Below are 22,055 nucleotides of genomic sequence, written 5' to 3' on the forward strand. Positions count from 1 at the left end.
GTTATGTTCATTGGCTTGAGGAGATGATGTTATGTTGACTATTTTAGGCTTTTTAGAATTACTCTAACCAAATATGTAAAGTTTTGTATCGAGATTCAACATTTCTGATATTAATACTTAGCTTATTCAATAAAAGCTTATTTACCTCTTAAGAAAGATTTGTCAACGCAAATGTTGGGATAAGGTTTTGTTAGAGATAATAATTGCTCATTTAAGGCAAATACAATATTAAATACGAAAATAATTTTACTCCCTCTTCTTAATAAAAATTAAACTTAAAAATTCACCCTTATTTCATCATTTTGAATTCTGAATACCCCAATAAAAGGGATGAGGAGTATGGAAGAGGTTTATATTGTCTCAGCAGTACGCACACCACTGGGTAAGTTTGGAGGAGTTCTGGCTAATTTCTCGCCAGTAGACTTAGGTGCGATCGCCATGCGTGCAGCCTTGGAACGAGCAGGAGTATCAAAAGAAGCTTTAGACTTGTACATTTTTGGTAATGTACTGAGGGCAGGACATGGACAGTCATTGCCTCGTCAAGCAGCTTTTAAGGCAGGGATTCCCCAACAAGTAAATGGGTATGCAGTGGATATGGTTTGTTCATCGGGAATGATGAGCGCTATCAATGGTATGACTGCAATTCGCGCTGGTGAAGCTGAGATAGTACTAGCTGGAGGGATGGAATCTATGTCCCAGACAGGGTTTTTGCTATCGCAACGAGCTAGATGGGGATACAAATCTTTGCTGGGTTCACCAGAGCAACTTACCGATGTTCTACTTCATGATGGACTCACCGATCCTATTAGTGGCGAAACGATGGGAGAGCAAGCAGAACAGTTGGCAACTGCTCATCAAATTACGCGAGATGAGTTGGACGAAGTTGCTTTATTTTCTCAAACTAGAGCAGCCCATGCGACAGAGCAAGGATTGTTTCAGCAGGAGATTGTACCTATTGAAGTCTTAGGGAAAAAAGGTTCACAACTGATAGATAAAGATGAAGGCATTCGTCCCGACACTACCTTAGAAAGCCTTGCTAGACTCAAGCCTACTTTTAGAGAAGATGGCGTATTTACAGCTGGTAACAGCAGCCAAATATCCGATGGTGCAGCAGCTTTAGTTCTGGCAAGTAAAACAGCAGTAGAACGCTACCAACTCAATCCTCTAACACGGTTGATTGGCGGAGTATGGACAGGAGGAGAAACTTGGCGGTTCCCCGAAATTCCTATCTTGGCAGTGAACAAGCTTTTAGACAAACTGAAGCTGAAAATCTATGATTTTGATTTGTTTGAGAATAACGAAGCGTTTGCTCTCAGCAATGTCTTATTTAATCGGGAGTTGGGCGTTCCCTATGAAAAATTAAACGTTTATGGAGGAGCGATCGCTTTAGGGCATCCGATTGGCGCTTCAGGCGCACGAATCATCGTCACTCTGCTTAACGCCTTGCAACAACAAAACGGGCAATTGGGATTAGCAGCCGTTTGTCATGGTACTGGTGGCGGTACTGCGATCGCACTAGAAAGGCTGAGATAACAACATAATTGTTAATTTCAAATTTTGAATTGGTTTGACTCATGGCACCTTTGGGATTAGAAGATCAAGTTATTGTGGTAACTGGTGGTAACAGGGGAATTGGAGCTGCGATCGTCAATCTGCTTTTGGAATTGGGAAGCAAAGTAGCTTACACCTATCGCAGTCATGATGAAAATAGCCTGATGGGGACTATGGCAATACCTGCCGATGTCACCGATGAAACAGCTATGCAGGCAGTAGTAGAACAGGTTGAAGATAAACTTGGCCCAATTTACGGGATTGTGGCAAATGCCGGAATTACCAAAGACAACTTTTTTCCCAAACTGACAACAGCGAATTGGGATGAAGTAATTGATACTAACTTGAAAGGAGTCTACAACACTCTAAAACCCGTTATCCCCAGGATGTATGAACGGCGTTCTGGCTCTGTTGTTTGTATCACTTCAATTTCTGGCGAACGGGGAAATCTCGGTCAGACAAACTACGCAGCATCTAAGGCAGGAACGATTGGCTTAACTAAATCTTTGGCTCTAGAAGCAGCGCGTTACGGAGTGCGGGCTAATGCTGTTTCACCAGGGTTTATTGAAACTGATATGCTCAAACCAATTCCCGACAAAGTGAAACAGCGGATATTGTCTGAGATTCCTCTGTCTCGTTTCGGCAAGCCAGAAGATGTTGCTTGGGCAGTAGCATTTCTCCTCTCACCAGTAGCTAGCAGTTATGTCACTGGTACAGTTGTGCGAGTTAATGGCGCTCATCATACGTAGGGCTTGGGGCATTGGGCACAAAAAGTCAAAAGTCAAATAGATTTTTGAATTTTGAATTTTGAATTTTGAATTGATTTTGTCCCCCTCATCCCCTGATAAACGCATTCAATAAAGTGGAGTAACTGTGAACATGGGACATGAAAAGCAGCAAATAGATGTAGGTGGGCTAAATATTCGCTACTTGACAGCAGGTGATACTGAGCTGCCGTTGGTGCTGCTACATGGAGTTGGTGATAGCGCTGTTGATTGGTCTTGGGTGGTATCTACCTTGGGAACTCGGCATCGTGTTATAGCCCCAGATTTCCCAGGTTCTGGTGATAGTGCTAAACCCCAGCGAGAATATTCACGAGAATTTCTGACTCAGTTTTTGGCTGATTTTCTCAATACTCTAGAAATTCAACGAGCTGTGCTAGTAGGCAATTCTTTGGGTGGTTTGATTGCCCTGCACTATGCCCTGTCAAATCCCGAACGAGTAGCAGGATTAGTACTAGTAGATAGCATGGGATTTAGTCAACTTGTCAACCCAGCCTTGTCAAATTTGACTATACCTTGGTATGGGGAGTTGGCGATCGCCTGGAGCAAAACGCCTTTAGGTGCAAAGCAAAGGGCTTGGTCACGGGCAGCTTTGCTGTTTGCTCATCCCTCTAAAGTTCCCAGCACATGGATAGCAGAACAAGAACGGTTGGGGCTTGTTCCTGGCTTTTTGGAAGCAAATTTATCTATACTGCGTTCCCAAGTATCTGTAGTAGGACAGCGGCAGATTATTCTCGATTCCCTACCACAGATACAGATGCCGACCCTGGTTGTATGGGGTACTAATGACTACGTTTTGCCTAATTACCAAGCTCAAGATGCAGTTAAGCGTCTACAGCAAGGACATTTGGCCTTAATACCTGATTGTGGTCACTTACCTCAAGTCGAGCGTCCCGAATTATTTACCGACGCGGTGAACCATTTTCTTGCTTCTGTGCTTTAAATTTGACGAATTTTTATATTTTGATTTTTATAGGAGTAACACTTATGCAACTGAAGCCAATCAACCAGCAAGTTGTTGCGGTCGTTGGAGCATCTAGCGGTATTGGGCGTGTGACAGCTCTAGAATTTGCCAAGCGAGGGGCAAAGGTGCTTGTCTCATCTCGCAGTGAATCGAAGCTCAAGTCTTTAGTAGAGGAGATTCGCAGCTTTGGCGGAGAGGCAACGTATTTTGTCGCAGATGTGCAGGTATTTGAACAAGTAAAGGCGATCGCAGATAAAACTGTAGAGGTCTATGGGCGGCTTGATACTTGGGTACATCTGCCTGCGATCTCGCTGTTCGCGCTGTTTGATGAGGTGACACCTGAAGAGTTTGAGCGCATCATTGACGTTAACCTCATGGGGCAAGTATACGGTGCAATGGCAGCGTTACTTCACCTCAAGCGTGAAGGACGGGGGGCACTGATCCATCTATCCTCAATTGAGGGTAGACGCGCATTACCATATCAAAGTGCATACTCCGCAGCCAAGCATGGTATAGAAGGCTTTGTTGATGCCCTGCGTGTCGAGCTAGCACATGAGAAAATTCCTATTAGTGTGACGAGTGTGAAGCCAGCAGTAATTAATACACCTTTCTGGAATAATGCTCGTACTAAATTAGGTGTCAAGCCAGCAGGAATCCCCCCCTACTACGACCCTAGACTTGTAGCTGATGCTATCCTCTACGCAGCAGAACATCCAACTCGCGACTTTTTAGTTGGAGATGCAGCAAGAGCGCTAGATTTGCTACAACGAGTCTCACCAGCATTAGCAGATTCACTGTTACTGCTCATTGGCTTTAACTTGCAACGTAGCGATGAACCAAAGTCTGTAGATGCACCAAATAATTTTTACCAACCTGTTGCTGAAGAGGACAGAATTGACGGTGATTTTAGTAACCAAGTTATACCTAGTATTACCGATTGGTTAGATAAAAATCCGCTTCTCCAGTGGGGTGCGATCGCTGGTACATTCGCATTAGCGTTACTCGCAGCACAGGCATTCACAACGAACGAGCGATAACCTCAAACACATCCAATTTGCAATACCTTTGCCAATTTATGAGGGTAAGTTCATGTATTAACTTCCCTTCCTCTTGGGTTAGGCAAAAACAAGAAATCTTAAAAATTCCTTGGCGATTTATCGCCAGGCTTTGTTTTGGCGTACTTTCGTATTATCGAAGCCGATGCGAAATTTGCGCCTCAACGTGCGATCGCCAAAGCTGCTGGATATCGTGCTGTCCAATCTACACCCCTAACCAGCCGCACAGGTAATTTAGTCGGCGTATTGTCAACACATTTCCACGAACCACGCCGATTTTTACCCTGGGAAATGAAGCTGCTGGATATGCACGCCCGTCATGCTGGTGATGTGATTGAATTGTTTAAGCAGAAAAAGTCTGGTAGAAGAGGGGCAGGGGGAGAAAGAGGCGTAGGGTGTGTTGTCGCCAAGCGCCGCACCGCCGATTATTTATGGTACTTGTAGAGACGCGATTGATCGCGTCTTTGCAGATTAATCGCGTCTCCACAACCCCAAAACAGTAACGAAACATTTTTAACCGAACCGTATTGATTGATGACCAAGGAGGTAAGGTTGTTTATCAATGAGCATTCATAGAGAAGGCGATCGCATTCACCACCCATGAGTTGAGGTTTATATTTTTAATTACGAATTACTTACAGGTAATGTGACAATCAAAGTCGCACCCCGCCCCATGCCAGGGCTTTGGGCGTGGATTGTACCGCCGTGGAGTTCGACTAAGCTACGAGCGATCGCAAGTCCTAAACCTAGTCCTTTTTTTACACCGTCTGCTTGGCGGAAGGTATCAAAAATATACGGTAAAAACTCCCTATCTATACCGTAGCCAGTATCACTGACTATAATCCGGGCTTGATTTTCATCAGTTTGTAGACTAACTGCAATTCTGCCGCCTTCTGGTGTAAATTTAACGGCATTAGTCAGTAAATTTAAGAAAATCTGTTGTAATCGTTCTGGATCGCCTTGTACTATCGTTGGTGATGGAGCCAGCAGACAATCTAGGCGAATGTCTTTAGTTTGGGATTGGCGCACAGTAGCGATCGCCTGATCAATTACCCCTTGCAGTTCCACGGCTTCGAGATTCAGGTGAATTTTACCCGCAGTAATCCGCGAAATATCCAGCAAGTCTTGCACCAGTTTGGCTTGCAGAGTGGCATTGCGTTCTATCGTTAAGAGCGCTTTTGTGAGCATGGCTGGGCTAGGTGGGCTGCTACGCATTAAGCGCGTCCAACCGAGAATAGCAACTAGGGGCGTATTCAGTTCGTGAGACACTATTGATAGTACCTCATCTTTCTTGTGGTTAATTGTTCTTTCCTGGCGGAGAGTTTCAGAGCGCAGGTGTGCCAATTGCAGATAGGCATTGACACGGGTGACAAGTTCGCTAGCTGAAAAGGGTTTGATTAGGTAATCGTCAGCTCCAGCAACAAGTCCTTCAATTACCGATTCTTCCCCAGCCCGGGCAGAAAGCAGAATAATCGGCACTTCCTTTGTGCGCGCATCAGCCCGCAAAGCTTGTAATAACTCAAAGCCGTCTAACCCTGGCATCATCACATCACTTAAAACCAGATCCGGCACTCGCTCATTCACCGCCGCCAGCGCCGCCACCCCATCAGCAACCGCTTCAACTTTAACGCGATCGCTTAATATCCGTGCTAGGTAATCGCGCATATCAGCGTTGTCATCGACGATGAGAATATGGGGCATGGGGCATGGGGCATTTTCCTCCTCTGCTCCTCTGCTTGCTCTGCTGTCTTCCCCAATCCACCGTTCTGCTTCCTGCACATAAGCTGCTGCGCCTAGTGCTGTGGATGTCAGGGTGTGTGTGGCTTGAGTGCGTTCGCGAAGCGTCTCCGTAGGAGATTCGCCTACGACGAGTCGTAGGCGACGTGCGCTATCGCGCCCCGCTACGCTAACGCTTGGCAGGTGTGCTGTGCCTAATGGAATGGTGACGGTGAAGCAGCTTCCTTGCCCGACGGTGCTGCTGACTTCTACGGTTCCACCGTGCATTTTGATTAATTCCTGCACTAATGCTAAACCAATACCGGAACCTTCATCAGTCCTGGCTATAGGTTTGCGGATTTGGTAAAATCGCTCAAATAAGTGGGGCAGTTCTTCTGGCTCAATCCCGGTGCCTGTATCTTCTACCTGTAGCCTCACATGATGGTTATCAGCAAGATGCAGCCTAGCAGCAATTTCGCCTTCTAGGGTAAACTTAAAAGCGTTGGAGAGCAAATTTAGGACAATTTTCTCCCACATTTCCCTGTCTACGTATACAGGTTCCGCTAAAGGTGGGCAATCTACAACCAACCGCAACCCCGCCCGTTCAATGGCGGAACGAAATACACTGGCTAAGTCAGTTGTGTAAAGTGCTAAGTCCGTTGGTTCATAAACTGCTTCCATGCGTCCGGCTTCGATGCGGGAGAAGTCGAGTAGAGTATTAACTAGCTTCAGCAGTCTCAGCGTGTTGCGATGTACAAGTTCCAATCGTTCGCGTTGAACTCCTGGCAAGGGATTGACCGAATCGCTCAAGACATCTTGCAACGGAGCCAGGGATAGCGTCAGCGGTGTGCGAAATTCGTGGCTGACGTTGCTGAAAAAGTGGGTTTTGGCGCGATCGAGTTCTGCCAAAGATTCGGCGCGTTGGCGTTCTTGTTCACGGGCAGATTGTTCTCGCACTCGCTGAAGTTCCGATTCGCGTAAGGCAGCTTCAGCGCGGGCGCGTTCAATGGCGGCCCAGGTCCGCTCGCTGACTTGCTCCCACAGCACCCGCTCAGACTCGTTCCAGTGACGGGGTGTAGACATGGTAGCCACCAGCGCCCAGATGACTTGGTGTTACCCCTTTCGCAGCGACACAACCAGCAGTGCTTGTAGGTGCAACTGGGCCAGCAGTGCCTTCTCGGAGTCTGAGAAGTCGGGGTCGCTGGCTACATCGTGGACGACCATCGGCTGGGTTGCAATCTGTCGCATCGTTTCGGGGTAGTCCGACAGCCGATATACGCCCGACATCGGCGACAGATCCGGTCGATGATATTCCGAGTCGATCGTGGAGATGTCCTGCTGCTCGAACACCTCACTGAGCCAGACGCGATCAAGGTGCAGATGCTCGGCGAGCATCCGGACTGCTCGCCTCGCTACAGAGTCTGCATCGGGTTCCGCACGCAGCGAGTCGCTAAATTTCAGCAGAAACGCCTGCTGCTCTTCGGTGCGTTTGCGATCGCTGATATCGTTGAACACCACGGCAACTTGACGGTTCCCTTCACTGCCGATCCGCGAGGCAAAGACGGTATACCAACTGTCAACGGATGCTGTGTAGTATTCGGTACGCTTCCCTCTGCCGGAAATTAAGACATCACTGTATAAGTCAAGCAACTGCTGTTCAAAATTGGGGGCGATTTCCAACAGCGTCTTGCCGACTGCATCGGTTAAACCTGTTTGTTGCTCCCAGACTGGATTCGTTTCCACAATCCGAAAATCAACAGGATGACCTGACTCATCAGGAATCATTTCCAGCAGGGTAAAGCCTTCGTCAATCGAGGTGAATAGCGTTCGATATTTGGCTTCCGATCCGCGCAAGCCTTCTTCGGCGCGGGCGCGCTCGAGTGGTGTCCAAATCCGCTCCGCCGTCTCGCGGATTAAATCCATTTCCAGGTCTGTCCACTGGTGCGGGTGAACATCGTGAACGGCAAGTATGGCGACGAGCTTCCCGCCCCTGATCAATGGCACGCCAGCCCCCGCCCCGATCTGGTAGGTGCGATAGGCCTCGCGTTCTTCGGCGCTGACCCGCGGATCAACAGTTAGGTCGTCGCTCCTGTAGGGTCGTCCAGCAGCAAAATCCTCGTTAACAAAGGTGCCGAAATTGTCTATCCGGTACTTCAAATCCAGCAGTGGCAAGCCGTGGGCATAGCCCACCCCGTCGGCACTATAGTATTCGCCGCTGCTGTCACACTCGTGATACTGGGCGCGGCTCACGCCGAGATGCTCGCCAAGCAAGCGCATCGCAGCCGCTTTGATGTGATTCGGCTGCACGAATTGTTGCAGAATATCGCTGAGTTTCAGCAGGAACGCTTGGCGCGCCTCGTTCTCGCGCAACGTCTCCTCGGCGCGCTTGCGCTTGGTAATGTCGGCAAACAAAACTGCTACACGGCGGCTCCCTTCTTCACCTAAACGGGAAACATACAAGTCAAAAACGCGCCCTAAAGTGGCTTCGCCTTGTTCAAACCGGATCGGTTCACCCGTTTGGGCAACTCGTCCATAAACCTGTGCCCACTGTGGATTGGGTGTCCCCAGCAGTTCTGTTGCTTTGCGCCCAACCGGATACTCCATACCCGTCTGCTTCACAAACGCAGGATTGACTTCTAGAAAGAGGAAGTCGTTCCATTCACCGCTGTCATTGGCGATGACTTCGACCACGGCAAAAGCCTCATCCAGCGAATTGAACAGCGATCGATATTTCTCTTGTGATTCGCGCAGAGCGATTTCGGCTTCAATGGCATCCGTATTGTCGATCGTCACGCCTACATGACCGAGATAAACGCCATCGGCATTCAAGAGCGGTTGGGCATAATTGTCGTGCCATCGCCACACCCCGTCATGCCGCCGAATGCGGTTGCGGTTATGCCACGATCGCTGCTCACGCACTGCCGCTAAGTAGTCGGCAATGTAATTCTCAGCATCATCGGGATGAACCAGCTCCTGCCAGCCCTCACCGCGAATCTGTTCGGCGCTCTTGCCAGTGAAGTCAAGGAAATGTTGGTTGATGAAAAGATTGTTGCCCTGAGCATCGTTAAACCAGATGAGGGCAGGTGCTGTGTTCGCCAGGGTGCGAAATTTTTCTTCAGACTCGCGCAGTGCTTCCAGGGCGACCCATTGCTCATGAATATCAGTCGCCGCACCGTACATCTTGATGACCTTGCCACTCTCATCCTTGAGCGGCGAAGCTTTGACGACGAACCAGCGATAGGCTCCATCATGCCGCCGAATGCGGTGTTCCTGTAAGAGCGGCATCCCCTGTTCGACGGCTTCCCGGTAACGCCGCTCTGACCCTTGGCGATCGTCCGGGTGAATCGCGTCTATCCAGCCCCAACCGATCGCCTGCTGGAAGGTTTGCCCCGTGTATTCCATCCAGCGCTGGTTATACCAGTTGGTCGAGCCGTCCGGTTCGCTGTTCCAAAGCAGATCGGGAACGAGGTTAGCGATCGACTGCAAGCGGGCTTCCGATTCGCGCAAAGCACCTTCGGCTTGCCACTGCTCAATCAAGTCGGCAGCCTGTCGTGCCAAGACATCGAGCAGACCTAGTTCTCGTTCGGATGGCTGATGCGGTTCCTGCCAATGGGTGGAAATCATGCCGACAATGCAACCACTGCGGGAGATTAGCGGGGTGGTCTGCACAGCCCTGACTCCCGAAAGGCGATAGGAGTCGAGATCGCCACTGCCAGCCATAAACTCGCTCTTTTCGATATCGGGGACGATCGCTCGCTCACCCGTCCTCAATGCCATGCCGCAGCTACTATCTGAATCTACCCGCACCCATTCCCAAAATGCTGCTGATGCCGGGTCGAATCCTTTCCATGCCAGTAACTGGAGTTCGTTGCTGTCAGGATGCAGCATTTGCATACTGCCCATGTCTGAGCGCATGATGGCGATCGCAGCCTGCAAAATCTGCTCATACAGGGCATCAATATTTTCTTCCTGAACCAACTGGCTACTAATAAACTGTAATTGTCGGGCATCCGCCAGTTCCAACGCCAGTCTCGCCTCACTCTCGCGCAAGGCTTGCTCAACTTGCTTGCGCTCAGTGATGTCATAGGAAACCACTAGCACCGCATAAATCTCCCCATTTTCAGCCCGAAGCGGTGTCCCCCGTGAGATGTAGGTGTGTTCGTGGGCATCGTGTTCAACCTCAAACGGCTCACCCGCCAGAGCTTGACGGTACGTTGGCTCGTAATTGGCCGCTAATTCGGGTGGCAATACCTCAAAAATCGTCCGCCCAACAAAGTCTTCTCTTTTGAATCCAGCGTGAGCCAATGCTTCCCCCTCAGCTAGCAAATAACGCAAGTCGCGATCGACCACAAACGCTGCCCCGCCGGGAAGATTCGCGATTAAAGCATATAATTGCGCTTGTGAGAGCTTGCGTTCGGCAATTTCTGCCTCTAAAGCCGCATTAGCAGCCAGCAATTCTCCTGTTTGGCGCTGCTGCAATAGCAAAGCTGTGGCTGTAAAGTCTGCCAAACTCGTCATTATCCGCACATCTTCACTGTCAAAATGCCGCTTCTCATCGTGTGACATAATCCAGATCGTGCCGAAGACATGGCGATCGCCAATTAGGGGCAACACTAACCCCTCAACAATCGGCGTGTTGGCTGCTTGAAAGTAGGTGAAATACCGTTCGGGATGGGAAAACAGCTGGGGTGTACCCCGATCCAGACAGACACCACAGGGACTAAAGTCACGCTTTGTAGTACCACCTAAGTACTGTGCTAAAGCTCCTGCTAAAACATTCCAGCGAAAGACCTCTTCCCCATTTGGGGTTTTTTCCAGCAAACTAACGCCTGTGCTTCCTGCAATGCATAAATCAAGTGCTATGTCAACTAGGCTTTGCAGCAGGGTTTGTGAATTACTCGCCATTTGCTGTGCCACCGATTGCATTGCCTGTGCTTGGGAGCGCCAGTCGGGAGTACGGGGAGCGCGCCCGGATAGCTCCTCAGTAATCAAAATATCGTTGAGTGTAACCCTTTGAGGCTCTTGTCGTGGCATAGCACCGATCGCTCTACCCTTGCAAGGTATTGTTGAATTCGGCAGTAGTCAGCAACGCAATTTAACGGTAAAGGTTGCTCCTTGTCCAATTCCGTCACTGCTTGCTTCTATTGTACCTTTGTGCAATTCAACCAGCAGACGAGCGATGCCTGCGGCAAGCCGCGCCAGTCCAATGCCTGTGGTAGGAACTGACACAAGCTATTCCTGTAGTAAAAGCGAACGCGGAAACAGCAAATCCTGCCTAAAAATACTATACATACAGACTATTTAATGGATTTGCAAAATTTCTTTAATCTTAGAGCTTAGTATATTGATATCAATAGGTTTTCGGATGAAATAATCTACTTTTATATGACCATTATTTTCTATATCAAATACATCCATTCCAGTTACCAACATAATTGGAACAGATTGAAATTTATTTGATTTTTTCAGACATTGAATAACTTCTAATCCACCTAGTACAGGCATTTTTAAATCTATTATTATTAGTGCAGGAAACTTATGAGTAACTTCAAGAAATGAAAGTAATGCCAAGCCTGAGTTAAAAATTTTAGTTTCAAAGCCCTCTGCCGATAGCATTACTTTTATCAAGAGAGCATCATCATCAGAATCATCACAGATAAATATCGGTTTTATTTTATGCATAGGAAACCTCCTATTTTTTGCAAAAAAGGAGACAAACTTAAACTCACACTTTTTATTGAATTGATATTACATCTTTTTTGGACTTAAATAATAATTTAATTATAAATTTTATTTGTAAGTAAAATTACCAATATGCTTCATATTAATATATATCAAGAGATTGTTTATAGTTGCTAATTGCAATTAGAAAATAATTATGTCCATGTACAATTGGTAGAACAGGTACTTATATAGGTAATACCTCCAAGGATTCTTACTTTTGGTCATGAAGTGCGATTGCATTTCTAGGAATGCAATCGCTATTTTTATATTTCAAATATGAAAAAAATGTAATCTAAAATACAAATTTACTTTATACAGCTACATTGCTTAGGGCAGACGACTCTGTAATTTAGTAGATTTATATTATTTTTTAGTCATTAGCTGTTTTAACATGGCGAAGCTCCTCACAGAATGATTGAGGAGCTTTATTAAGTTTGAGGGTAGCAAAAACTAATGAAGTCGCATTAGCGATACTTGCTGCACAGAGTAATAAGCGAAAACCCATCTAATTTAGATAATAAATTTTGTGTGATTGATGACATATAAGCTTTACAAACGCTTCTCACTCTTGGCAGAAGTAACTATGAGTTCTAATTTCTAACTTAAAGTAGGATAAAAAATCCTCTTAATTACAATTAGCTGACAAATCAATCAAGGTAACTAAATGATGAATGAACATGATATTAATAATAATAATTCATCAGCAAAAGAGCGAATGATTGCTCCGATGAGTTATCAAGTAACTAATCAGCTATCAGAGAATGTCATTTTGACAACATTAGATGATCTTTATAACTGGGCGAGACTTTCTAGTTTATATCCCCTGTTATATGGAACTGCTTGTTGCTTTATTGAATTCGCTGCCTTGATTGGTTCGCGGTTCGATTTTGATAGATTTGGTTTAATTCCTCGTGCCAGTCCGCGCCAAGCTGATTTAATTATTTTGGCAGGCACTCTCAACATGAAAATGTCCCAACCAACAATGCGGCTTTATGAGCAAATGCCTGAACCAAAGTATGTCATAGCAATGGGTGCTTGCATGATTACTGGCGGGATGTTTAGCGCTGATTCTCCAACTGCTGTGCGCGGGGCTGATAAACTTATGCCCATAGATGTTTACATACCTGGTTGTCCTCCTCGTCCAGAAGCAATCATGGATGCGATTATCAAACTTCGCAAAAAAATATCTAATGAATCACTGCAAGAGCGAGATAAATTTAAGCAAATTCATCGCTTTTACAGTACCACCCATAATATGAAGCCTGTACCTCAAATTCATCAGGGTGAATATCTGCGATCGCCTGCTTTAAAACAACCACCTAAAGAGTTAGCACAAGCTATAGGGATGCCTGTTCCTCCTGCTTTATTAACTGCGAGAAAACGAGTAGAAACTGAAGGTTAGTTAACTGTTGATTGTTGACTGTTAACAGTAAATAGTAAGGTGGGCACTAATTATCATCAGGCTTTCAATGAAAGATTTAAAGGTACCCACCCTATAAATTTGATTATCGGTCAACTGAACCCATGATAATGTCGATGCTTCCTGTAATTGCCACAATATCAGCAACCTTTACCCCTTGTAGTAGGTGAGGTAAGATTTGCACGTTCACGAAATCAGCAGCACGGATTTTCCAGCGCCAGGGGAAAACGCTATCATCCCCTACTATATAAATGCCTAACTCCCCTTTACCTGTTTCGACGCGGGCGTAATGTTCACCTTTGGGAATTTTGAAAGTAGGGGCAATTTTCTTCGCAATGTACTGGTAATCAAACCCATCCCATTCTGATTTACGTCCAGCCGCCATGCGTTTGGCTTCCAGATTCTCATAGGGGCCACCAGGAAGACCTTTAAGCGCCTGACGTAGAATTTTCACGGACTCTCGCATCTCTCGCATCCGCACAAAGTAACGTGCAAGAATATCACCCTCATAACCCCATGCATCGAAGGATGATGCGGCCCCATGTTAATAGTCATGGGTTCGGTTCTGGTTTCAATTCTGGTCATAAAATCAATAATTATTGGAGATTTCTCTGTTGTCTTTTGCCTGTTCCTAAAACTACTTAGCTATGAGGATTGTTCACGTCTTCTACAGCTTGTTCTAAAATTTCTGATGGCAGCAATCCGGCACGATGAGCATCAGCAGGAACACCATGAGGCTCTAAGACTCCTTTGGGTAAGTAAACTAATTCTCGGAGCGGTGTCACCATGCTATCGTCGGTAACTTTATAAGGAAGCCTGCCCATAGCCACATTGTCATAATTTAATTGATGGCGATCGTAAACAGATAGTTCATAGTCTTCAGTAAATGACAAACAGTTTGTTGGGCAAAATTCCACACAATTCCCACAGAAAATACAAACTCCAAAGTCAATACTGTAATGCTTAAGTTGTTTCTTTTTGGATTCTTTATTAAATTCCCAATCTACAACCGGTAGGTTAATGGGACAGACTCGTACACAAACTTCGCAAGAAATACACTTATCAAATTCAAAGTGAATTCGCCCGCGAAAACGTTCAGAGGGAATAAGTTTTTCGTAAGGATATTGAACAGTAATAGGACGACGACGCATATGGTCGAAAGTTACCGATAGTCCTTGTCCTATATATTTACCTGCTTGAAATGTTTGTTTAGCGTAATTACTAACTTGTTGGAGAAAGTTAAACATGAGTATACTACTTTTAGTTAACTAATAGTATTAATCAGTACGGTAATAGCTGCTGTTAGCTATAACGTCTGCCAAATGGAAGGGTATACAATTAAGTTAACTCGTGATAAAAAATACAAATTTTTGTTTTAAAAATAGGAAATTTTTAATAGAAAAATCAAGATAAGTCTTGTGCAACTAAAGTAGATGATTTACTAATGCTAAACTTTTCTGCAAGCAGGGCAATGCTCGAAGCTCATTTCGCCTGCACCAAACTGCGATCGCCCGCCAGAATCTTCAGCGCATCAACACTACCATTCAACAAATAGCCAACCGCTATGGACAGTTGGTTGATCTCCACGCCCACTTCCTCAAAGGCGATCCATCTTGGTTCACCGCAACCATCGAGCCAAGTTTGCGGGGTGCATCGGAGGTAAGGCGGGCTTTTCTGCCCTATGTTGTGGGTAAATAAAAATACTTTTTCTTGAGTTGATATTAACAATCAATATTAACAATTAAATATTGCCAATCTAACCTTTAGATATAGATCAAAGCCAATCCTCATGGCAGACAATCCCAGGAAATCTACTCGCTAACATGAAACCAACGCAGAGTCATTGAGGACTAATGCCATGAAAACTTCAACAATCAACACTGCTCAAGTCCCTAATGTTGCCCCAGCTTACAATGGTGCCGATCGCAACGCCTGGATCTTTGGCTGGAACCCACAACAAGAACTATGGAATGGTCGTTTAGCCATGCTGGGTTTTGTCGCTTATCTTCTTTGGGATTTGGCTGGTTACAGCATTCTTCGGGATGTACTTCACCTGATTGGCTAGCAAGGTGAATCAATTTTGGATTTTGGATTTTGAATTTTAGATTGACACCATGCACGCAACTTGCTTGTCCACACCAAAAATCTTTAATAACCAACAATACTGTTATGCGAACATCAACATTTTCAGATTCCGCAATTCGTTATAGTGCTTTGAGCCTGGGTCTTTTGTTCTTGATACTTGGTTTAGCTGGATTTGTGCCAGCTTTTGTCTCTCCCTCTCAAAACTTTACCGCTGAACCAGGCTTTGGCTATATATTCGGACTCTTCCCGACCAACTATTTTCATAATGCAATTGGCATTTTAGTTGGGATTTGGGGAATTGCTGCATTTACTAGTTTAAGCGGAGCAATTGTGTTTAATCGCATCTTCGCTATCCTTTATGCAGCAGGTGCGATTTTAGGATTGCTACCGTTTTCCAATACCTTGTTTGGATTGACACCACTTTTTGGCAACAATATTTGGCTCAATGCGATTACATCTGCGATCGCTTTTTACTACGGATTTGTGAAGTCAGCCCAAATCAATATCCCAAGTACGTCAACTGCTCAACCTAGCGTGTAATAGCAGGGGGAGAAAAGCAGAATTTTGCTACTTGGTGAGGTACAGATAATCGTAGGGACACAAAATGTTGTGCCCCTACCTTGTACTTGATTTACCTAAAATAGGCATCCCCAACTTTAACACCTACTGGGAGTGCAAAATCCTTCACCTGAAAGGGTTGCAGCCCGAATTGTCTCTAGGGGAAATTTGGGAGTGCGATCGCTGTACAATAAACCGTTAGCTTCTTGGAAAGTATCAGTAAATTGTGTGTAACAAAATCCACTGAACAGTTCAATATTATTGACAGTTTCTAGTAAAGCACTGTATTTCATTTCTAACTCAGAGACACTCCAGCAGCGTTCATATCCCCAAGCTTGAGCTGCATCTGGCTTGTCATCAGGAGCGTAAGCGATACCACCAAACTCTGTGAGCATAACTGGTTGCCCTTGATGGGGAAAATTGTCGAGTGTGAGGATACGTCCTCCAGGGCGCTTATGATTCAGCATATCTGATACCTTCACTTCTGGCCCGTAACGACGAACTAATTGCTGCGGTTTGGTGTCATAATCATGAATTGCCAGAATGTCTGTATCTGTACTTTCCCAGCCATCATTACCAATCACTGGACGAGTTGAATCGAGGGTTTTGGTGAGGTGATACATTGCTAAAACATAGTTGCGGTGGGCGGCTGTCTCCACTAAATTTGGCACTCCCCAAGATTCATTAAAAGGCACCCAAGCAACAATACATGGATGGCTAGAATCTCGCTTGATGACTTCATGCCACTCCCGCGTCATCCGTTCTACTGCTTTGCGAGTAAAGCGATAGGCACTTGGCATTTCTTCCCAGACCAATAACCCTAAAACATCTGCCCAATATAAAAAGCGGGGGTCTTCAATTTTTTGGTGTTTGCGTACTCCGTTGAAACCCATTGCTTTGATGAGTTCGACATCACGCCGCAACGCCTCATCGCTGGGTGGAGTCATCAGCGTATCTGGCCAGTAGCCTTGATCGAGAACTAAACGTAAATAGTAAGGGCGACCATTGAGCATAAAGCGATCGCGCTGTACAGTAACTGTTCGCATAGCAGTATAAGATTTTACTTCATCCAGGAGGCGATCGCTGCTCCACAGTTGAATGTCTGCGTCAATTAGCGTTGGCTTTTCTGGACTCCACAATAATTCATTACGGAAGTCGTCAATCCCCGGATCGGCCAGGGCGATGCGGCGATTAATTTCCCCATTCAACACTTCGTAGGTATCATTCGCCAAGACTTTATCGCCAATGCTCAATTTCATCTTAATTTGTACGCCAGCAGCAGGTACATCACCCGCTAGCGCCGCTTCAAAACCAACTTCCCAGCGCTCAAAGTCAGAATTCCAGCACAGATGACCAAGATAAGTCTTACCCACTCGCTCAATCCAAACTGTCTGCCAAATGCCAGTAGTGCGAGGATACCAAATACTGTGCGGTTGCAATTGCCAGTCTTGCTTACCGCGAGGTTTGGCGAGGTCAAGTGGATCGTCTTGCGCCCACACTGTAACTTTTGTGATGCCACTGTCATTTAAAACATGGGTAATATCGAGGGAGAAATTGGTGTGTCCGCCTTCATGTTCAGCTATGTATTGATCGTTAACCCAGACACGAGCGCGGTAGTCTACTGCACCGAAGTGTAACAATAATCTACCATCACCTTCTGGTGTGGCAAATTCCCGCTCGTACCAACAGTTTGGGTGAAAATTATTGTCGCCTATGCCACTTTTAGTTGATTCAGGAGCAAATGGAACTTCTATCAGATGAGTCCATTGCTTCAGGTCACTGGGTTGAATACATTTTCCCTCGTCATCAAATGCAAACTTCCACAAACCGTTGAGGCTGTGCCAAGGCGATCGCTGTAACTGTGGACGTGGATGTGTGATTTCTTTCCAGCCAAAAGTATTCTTGTCATTGCTGTTAACTGATAACGCAACTCCATCATTATTAATATCTAATAATTTCATAAAAACCTCTTTTTTATTTATATTAAATTAAATCAATTAATTAAAAAAATAACTATTATAAAGGGCAATCATAAATTTTATAATTTTTGCTAGATGAAATTTTACTTATTTAAATTCAGAATTTGCTTCTGTTATCTATTGTTGGAATTTGAATAGTCAGCCATGAAGTTCATTTCACCCTACAATTAGAGCAAAAATATTCATAGGTATAACCCTAATTACTCTATACAATTGATCTTGCAAGCTCATCCCTAACTACTGCTTATATATTTGGCAGACTTGCTTAATATTTAAGCTATTACATACATTATAAATTGCATCATTAATGGTAATACACAAATTTTTGCTTTGCGTATTACCAAAAACTTGGCTTAGTTAATATTATAGAAATATTTTGATTAGTTTGGCTTCTACCAAAAGGATAGAACTAAGTAGTCATCAAGAACTGCATACACCAGAAGACATGAAAAATTCATTCATCCCCCTTGCTCCCTGCTCCCCTGCTTTTTCAAGCTAAGTCGGCGTGAATATTTATAGTTGGGATGGGCTTTGTTGCAGGAATAGCTTGAATATGCTTACAAGATTAGCATCTTGCCCGTCCGCAAAAATTACGGATGGGCAAGAAAGAAACCCAAAGTTAATTATTGGTGAGTTTTAATTTCCCGGAGTAACGCCTCATCAGAGTATTCTTTTTCCCAGTCGCCTTGTAACTTCAGCCGTACCGACTGTGCGCCGCCGCTAGGAGTGCAGACAACCCAGTAAGTATCTGGTTCTCCTTTAACTTGTGCTGCATCTAGAGCTTCCGAATTATCAGAAAGTCCGGAAAATGCTTGAAGACAGCTCCATGTAATTCCATCAGAATCTTGAACTTCTCTTTCCATATTTATTGTTAGTTAATGTGAACTGGGTAAAACTTCTGGGCGATCGTCTAAACTGAGAAGAAATTGAATTAAATTTGTCTGTTCTTCAGTAGTAAAACCAGCTTCTTGATCTACCCAATAAGCGTGTCCGCTACCATCGACATTTGACTTTTGTAAATCAGGATGAGCTTGGTTAGCTGTAACTGTCGCTTCACGTAGATTGCGGTCAACTAGTACCCGTAAGCTGGCTTCTGGGTCGGGTAAAATATTTTGCATTAATGTACCCGCCATGCCAATCTGCTCAGAGTTTGTTACGACAAAATGTCCATCTTTTTCATCTTGCTTGAGTGCTTCCGCACTAGCAGCCACGCCACCATCATGTAAATAAGGTGCAGTGAGATATAATCCAATCAAGCTTGGTACTTTATAGCCTCCGGCTGGATTGTTAATTGCAAAAGCTAACTGTTGTGCTTTGAGTGGCGTAATATCTGTAGGAACTTCTAACACTGGAGGATTCACAGGTAAGGGAACAGAGACGCTATTGGGGTAGGTTTGGGGTGTGGTGAAGTTCTTAGCGAATGCTGCTAGTGTGGGAGCGCGTGATGGTTGAGTTCCAATCTCGTTTTGAGCAATCACATCATGATTAGTAAAGTAGCGTCCGCTATGACAATCTATGCAGCCAGCACGATTAAATACAGCCGCACCTTTTTCTAAAGAAGCAACATCACTAATTTGAATGGGTGGTGGTGCTAGAGTATTCTGCCAAGCAGACATTCCATTGAGTTGTTCGCCAACAGGTAAACCAGGAGAAGATGCCATTAACCCATCCAACATAAATGGCGAACCTTTGGGATATCCTGGCATCCGAATTACTTCATTAATTGCAGGTTCTCCGGGTGTGGGGTCGATTTTGTCGAAAAATTCTGATGGTTTTGCACCTTCAGTCAATCTAAAATCAGGATTTGCAGCATTTTGCAGAATTACGCCTAAATAGGTTTCCTTATCAATTCCTAATACAGCTTGGCTTGCATCAGCGCCATTTGTGCCATCAGAATTAGTGGCATGGACGTTGCTATTTAAGGTAGTCAAACCATGAAACCAACCAATTGCTGAATGACCACTCCAACCATAAGGCCAAGCATCATAAGTATAAGATGAGGGAATTTGTGAGGGATTGTTTACTAAAGTGCCAGTAGAATCAAAGTTTCCTGGCGGCCAAGTTAGCAATTTGGCATCAACAGCATCCTCCACGGCTTTGGCATCTGGTAAGCGCGATTCTGCACCATCAGCTTTGATGTAACTATGTTCTCCTGGCGGAAATTGTGTTGGATTTACATCTGTTTGGCGAAACATAGCTGCGGAATTAGTCGCAAATGCCAGAACTAAACCTGTATTTACATCATTATTGGGTGCGCCTTCAATAATGCGTCCGGTTTTATCGTCAACTGTGGCGTGACATAAAGCACAGGTAATCCCAAATCTCAGCTTACCTTTAGTGAAGCTGGCACGCATACCCAACGGTACCAGGGAATTTGCGGGTACATCTAAGCCTGTATTTAACAATGTGCCAGCTTTAAAAGTGCGTCCGCCGATTGTCACATCTTCATTGATGGGAATTTGCAGATTAGTTGTGTGCTTACCACCAAGTTTTGCGATCGCTTGTCCTACAGTTACCAAATTAATCGGGCCGTTCAATGCTCCTACAACATCAGTTTGGAAAATTTCATTACCAAAAGTATCTGAGTAAAAAGCATCCCGTCCTAGCTTTAAAGTTTCCTCTGTCACAGCAAACGCGCCATTTTCAGGAGATAGTTGTTTGCGTCCTGCTTCTGTCTCTAGTAAGCGTGTTGCCTCTTGCTTATTAATCGCGTATCCCAAAATATCATAATCACCAACTTCTTGAGGCGCAGCCTGTGTCACAGGTGTAAAAGTTTTATCTAGGCTAGGAGTTTTACCTAAGACAATTTCTAGCCTGTAGGCGAAAAAACTCACAATAATTACTAAAAATAACAATATCCCAATAGTCCGCCATTTATTTTTTTGAGGCTCTATTTTAGGAAGATTGACATTTTGACTGATACCTGGGTCAGTTTTCATGATTTTAATGTTACAGATGAAACACTTACCTTGATACAAGTCACATTTAAGCGGAGCATTAAATTAAAAACTTCATCCTTATAGCCGATTTCATCCATAATTAGGGAATGATTTTGCTGAAAAAACATCTAATCTTCGTTTTATCGCCATTGATCGCTGCTTAATTCTGCACTCAAATACCTGGGTTTGCCCGTAGCTGTCTAATATCAGTTTTGCTATTCATCAGAGGATGATATGAAATCCTAAATTTATCTAATTAATGGCTGAAACTAGTGAATTATTATTAGCCGAGAAATTTAATTATACTTGTAACTTTCTTAAGCTGATATGTAAGCTACACATCAAGCCTGCGTAATATTAAAGGTTTATATTCTGCTATATATTTGAAATAGCAAACTCAAAAATAAAAAGACAAATGTATTTTCCCGGCGTGTTTTTGCCTAGTATTTAGGTAAATTATCAATATACTTAAAGAAGCAGACTTAATAATATTGGTTTCCACTATTTCGAGGATTAAAAATATTCTTTTGACGTGATGAAAATGAAACCTGTTTCGGATACTCAATTTTCCGAGTTTATATGCCAAGGTTTTTAGTATTTAGCGTCTATGTTGCGATTACCATCGCGGCTTTCTCCCTAGCTGGCTGCGTGCGTGAGAAAACGAAAAAAATTGTCGGATTTTCGCAAACCGAGAACATCGGCCCGTGGCGCGTCGCCGAAACGAATAGTATTAAGGCTGAAGCCGCCAATACTGTCAACGTTGTAGCTATCGTTACCAAGCCCACCAATCAAGCGATCGCTACCGACTCCACCGTTAAGGGTATCATTTCCTGCTAAACCAAAGAGTTGATCGTCACCGCCAAAACCTTGAATGTTATCGTTGTTGGCTGTTCCTTGGATGATATTGTTGCGGGATGTACCAGTGATATTATTGATGAATTGGGTAATTTGAATGACAAATATGTCGCTGATGCTAGCATTGCTACTGTCTGTAGCTTGGACTTTAATGCTGAATGTTCCGACATCACTCAGGCTGGGAGTACCATTGAAACTGCGGGTATTGGGGTTAAAGGTTAACCAAGCTGTTACAGCAATTTTCAGGTAAATAGACCACAGTGATGGAACCAACCGAAGGCATCATCTTCGGTAATATAATTGACAGCAAAAGCCATTGCTTGGTCGAGTGATTCCAATGTGCGTGCTTCACAGGAACGGAGAAATTGCTTGAGTTTCGACAAACACAGTTCTATGGGAGATAAATCCGGAGAGTATGGAGGTAAAA

General features: G+C 44.7%; 18 protein-coding genes and 2 pseudogenes. 9 read left to right on the top strand and 11 right to left on the bottom strand.

Annotation, left to right across the window (positions count from 1 at the left end; genetic code table 11):
* The first annotated feature begins 339 nt into the window (after positions 1-339).
* The 5 genes from H6G08_RS35415 (at position 340) to H6G08_RS35435 (ending at position 4,796) form a co-directional block, all read left to right on the top strand.
* On the top strand, positions 340-1,533 hold the full coding sequence (locus tag H6G08_RS35415) for a thiolase family protein (protein WP_190551768.1): 1,194 nt from the start codon (positions 340-342) through the stop codon (positions 1,531-1,533).
* A gap of 41 nt (positions 1,534-1,574) precedes the next feature.
* On the top strand, positions 1,575-2,300 hold the full coding sequence (locus H6G08_RS35420; RefSeq protein ID WP_190551770.1) for an SDR family oxidoreductase: 726 nt from the start codon (positions 1,575-1,577) through the stop codon (positions 2,298-2,300).
* 130 nt (positions 2,301-2,430) lie between these two features.
* Positions 2,431-3,276: an alpha/beta fold hydrolase gene (locus tag H6G08_RS35425; protein WP_190551772.1), complete on the top strand. Its 846-nt coding sequence runs from the start codon at positions 2,431-2,433 to the stop codon at positions 3,274-3,276.
* A 44-nt stretch (positions 3,277-3,320) separates the two neighbouring features.
* The gene (locus tag H6G08_RS35430; RefSeq protein WP_190551774.1) at positions 3,321-4,334 is read left to right on the top strand and encodes an SDR family oxidoreductase; all 1,014 of its coding nucleotides are present in this window, start codon (positions 3,321-3,323) and stop codon (positions 4,332-4,334) included.
* Between the two features lie 135 nt (positions 4,335-4,469).
* The gene (locus tag H6G08_RS35435; protein WP_190551776.1) at positions 4,470-4,796 is read left to right on the top strand and encodes a GAF domain-containing protein; all 327 of its coding nucleotides are present in this window, start codon (positions 4,470-4,472) and stop codon (positions 4,794-4,796) included.
* 180 nt (positions 4,797-4,976) lie between these two features.
* Here the strand turns inward: H6G08_RS35435 and H6G08_RS38840 are convergent, their stop codons facing one another.
* The 4 genes from H6G08_RS38840 to H6G08_RS35455 form a co-directional block, all read right to left on the bottom strand.
* Positions 4,977-7,151, bottom strand: a complete 2,175-nt coding sequence (locus H6G08_RS38840; RefSeq protein WP_422614288.1) for an ATP-binding response regulator — start codon at positions 7,149-7,151, stop codon at positions 4,977-4,979.
* 30 nt (positions 7,152-7,181) lie between these two features.
* Positions 7,182-10,994, bottom strand: a complete 3,813-nt coding sequence (locus H6G08_RS38845; protein ID WP_242046420.1) for a PAS domain S-box protein — start codon at positions 10,992-10,994, stop codon at positions 7,182-7,184.
* A gap of 156 nt (positions 10,995-11,150) precedes the next feature.
* On the bottom strand, positions 11,151-11,297 hold the full coding sequence (locus H6G08_RS35450) for an ATP-binding protein (RefSeq protein WP_190551794.1): 147 nt from the start codon (positions 11,295-11,297) through the stop codon (positions 11,151-11,153).
* A 72-nt stretch (positions 11,298-11,369) separates the two neighbouring features.
* Complete coding sequence (locus H6G08_RS35455; RefSeq protein ID WP_190551778.1) at positions 11,370-11,750, bottom strand: response regulator; 381 nt, start codon at positions 11,748-11,750, stop codon at positions 11,370-11,372.
* A 709-nt stretch (positions 11,751-12,459) separates the two neighbouring features.
* On the opposite strand from H6G08_RS35455, the gene nuoB reads away from it, so the two are divergent.
* On the top strand, positions 12,460-13,194 hold the full coding sequence (gene nuoB / locus H6G08_RS35460; protein WP_190551789.1) for an NADH-quinone oxidoreductase subunit NuoB: 735 nt from the start codon (positions 12,460-12,462) through the stop codon (positions 13,192-13,194).
* Positions 13,195-13,297: 103 nt separating this feature from the next.
* On the opposite strand, the pseudogene H6G08_RS35465 reads toward nuoB, so the two are convergent.
* Both H6G08_RS35465 and ndhI read right to left on the bottom strand, forming a co-directional pair.
* A pseudogene (locus H6G08_RS35465) lies at positions 13,298-13,729 on the bottom strand (NADH-quinone oxidoreductase subunit D-related protein); the annotation flags it as partial.
* 124 nt (positions 13,730-13,853) lie between these two features.
* Positions 13,854-14,459, bottom strand: a complete 606-nt coding sequence (ndhI, locus tag H6G08_RS35470; RefSeq protein ID WP_190551780.1) for an NAD(P)H-quinone oxidoreductase subunit I — start codon at positions 14,457-14,459, stop codon at positions 13,854-13,856.
* Positions 14,460-14,784: 325 nt separating this feature from the next.
* On the opposite strand from ndhI, the gene H6G08_RS38435 reads away from it, so the two are divergent.
* The 3 genes from H6G08_RS38435 (at position 14,785) to H6G08_RS35480 (ending at position 15,837) form a co-directional block, all read left to right on the top strand.
* The gene (locus H6G08_RS38435) at positions 14,785-14,910 is read left to right on the top strand and encodes a hypothetical protein (RefSeq protein ID WP_277877879.1); all 126 of its coding nucleotides are present in this window, start codon (positions 14,785-14,787) and stop codon (positions 14,908-14,910) included.
* A gap of 160 nt (positions 14,911-15,070) precedes the next feature.
* A complete protein-coding gene (locus H6G08_RS35475) occupies positions 15,071-15,277 on the top strand; it encodes a chlorophyll a-b binding domain-containing protein (protein WP_190551781.1) in 207 nt (68 codons plus the stop codon).
* A 104-nt stretch (positions 15,278-15,381) separates the two neighbouring features.
* A complete protein-coding gene (locus H6G08_RS35480) occupies positions 15,382-15,837 on the top strand; it encodes a DUF4383 domain-containing protein (protein WP_190551783.1) in 456 nt (151 codons plus the stop codon).
* 116 nt (positions 15,838-15,953) lie between these two features.
* Here the strand turns inward: H6G08_RS35480 and H6G08_RS35485 are convergent, their stop codons facing one another.
* The 5 genes and pseudogenes from H6G08_RS35485 to H6G08_RS38780 form a co-directional block, all read right to left on the bottom strand.
* Complete coding sequence (locus H6G08_RS35485; protein ID WP_190551785.1) at positions 15,954-17,816, bottom strand: glycoside hydrolase family 2 protein; 1,863 nt, start codon at positions 17,814-17,816, stop codon at positions 15,954-15,956.
* A gap of 641 nt (positions 17,817-18,457) precedes the next feature.
* Entirely contained in the window at positions 18,458-18,697 is a 240-nt protein-coding gene (locus H6G08_RS35490) for a hypothetical protein (RefSeq protein WP_190551787.1), read from the bottom strand.
* 12 nt (positions 18,698-18,709) lie between these two features.
* A complete protein-coding gene (locus tag H6G08_RS35495) occupies positions 18,710-20,773 on the bottom strand; it encodes a hypothetical protein (protein ID WP_242046421.1) in 2,064 nt (687 codons plus the stop codon).
* Positions 20,774-21,409: 636 nt separating this feature from the next.
* Positions 21,410-21,901, bottom strand: coding sequence for a putative Ig domain-containing protein (locus H6G08_RS38440; protein WP_277877878.1), 492 nt, complete (start codon positions 21,899-21,901; stop codon positions 21,410-21,412).
* Positions 21,871-22,055, bottom strand: a pseudogene (locus tag H6G08_RS38780) (IS630 family transposase); the annotation flags it as partial. The gene H6G08_RS38440 and the pseudogene H6G08_RS38780, both read right to left, overlap by 31 nt.

The sequence above is a fragment of the Calothrix anomala FACHB-343 genome (genome assembly GCF_014696435.1).
Lineage (GTDB): Bacteria > Cyanobacteriota > Cyanobacteriia > Cyanobacteriales > Nostocaceae > Aulosira > Aulosira anomala_A.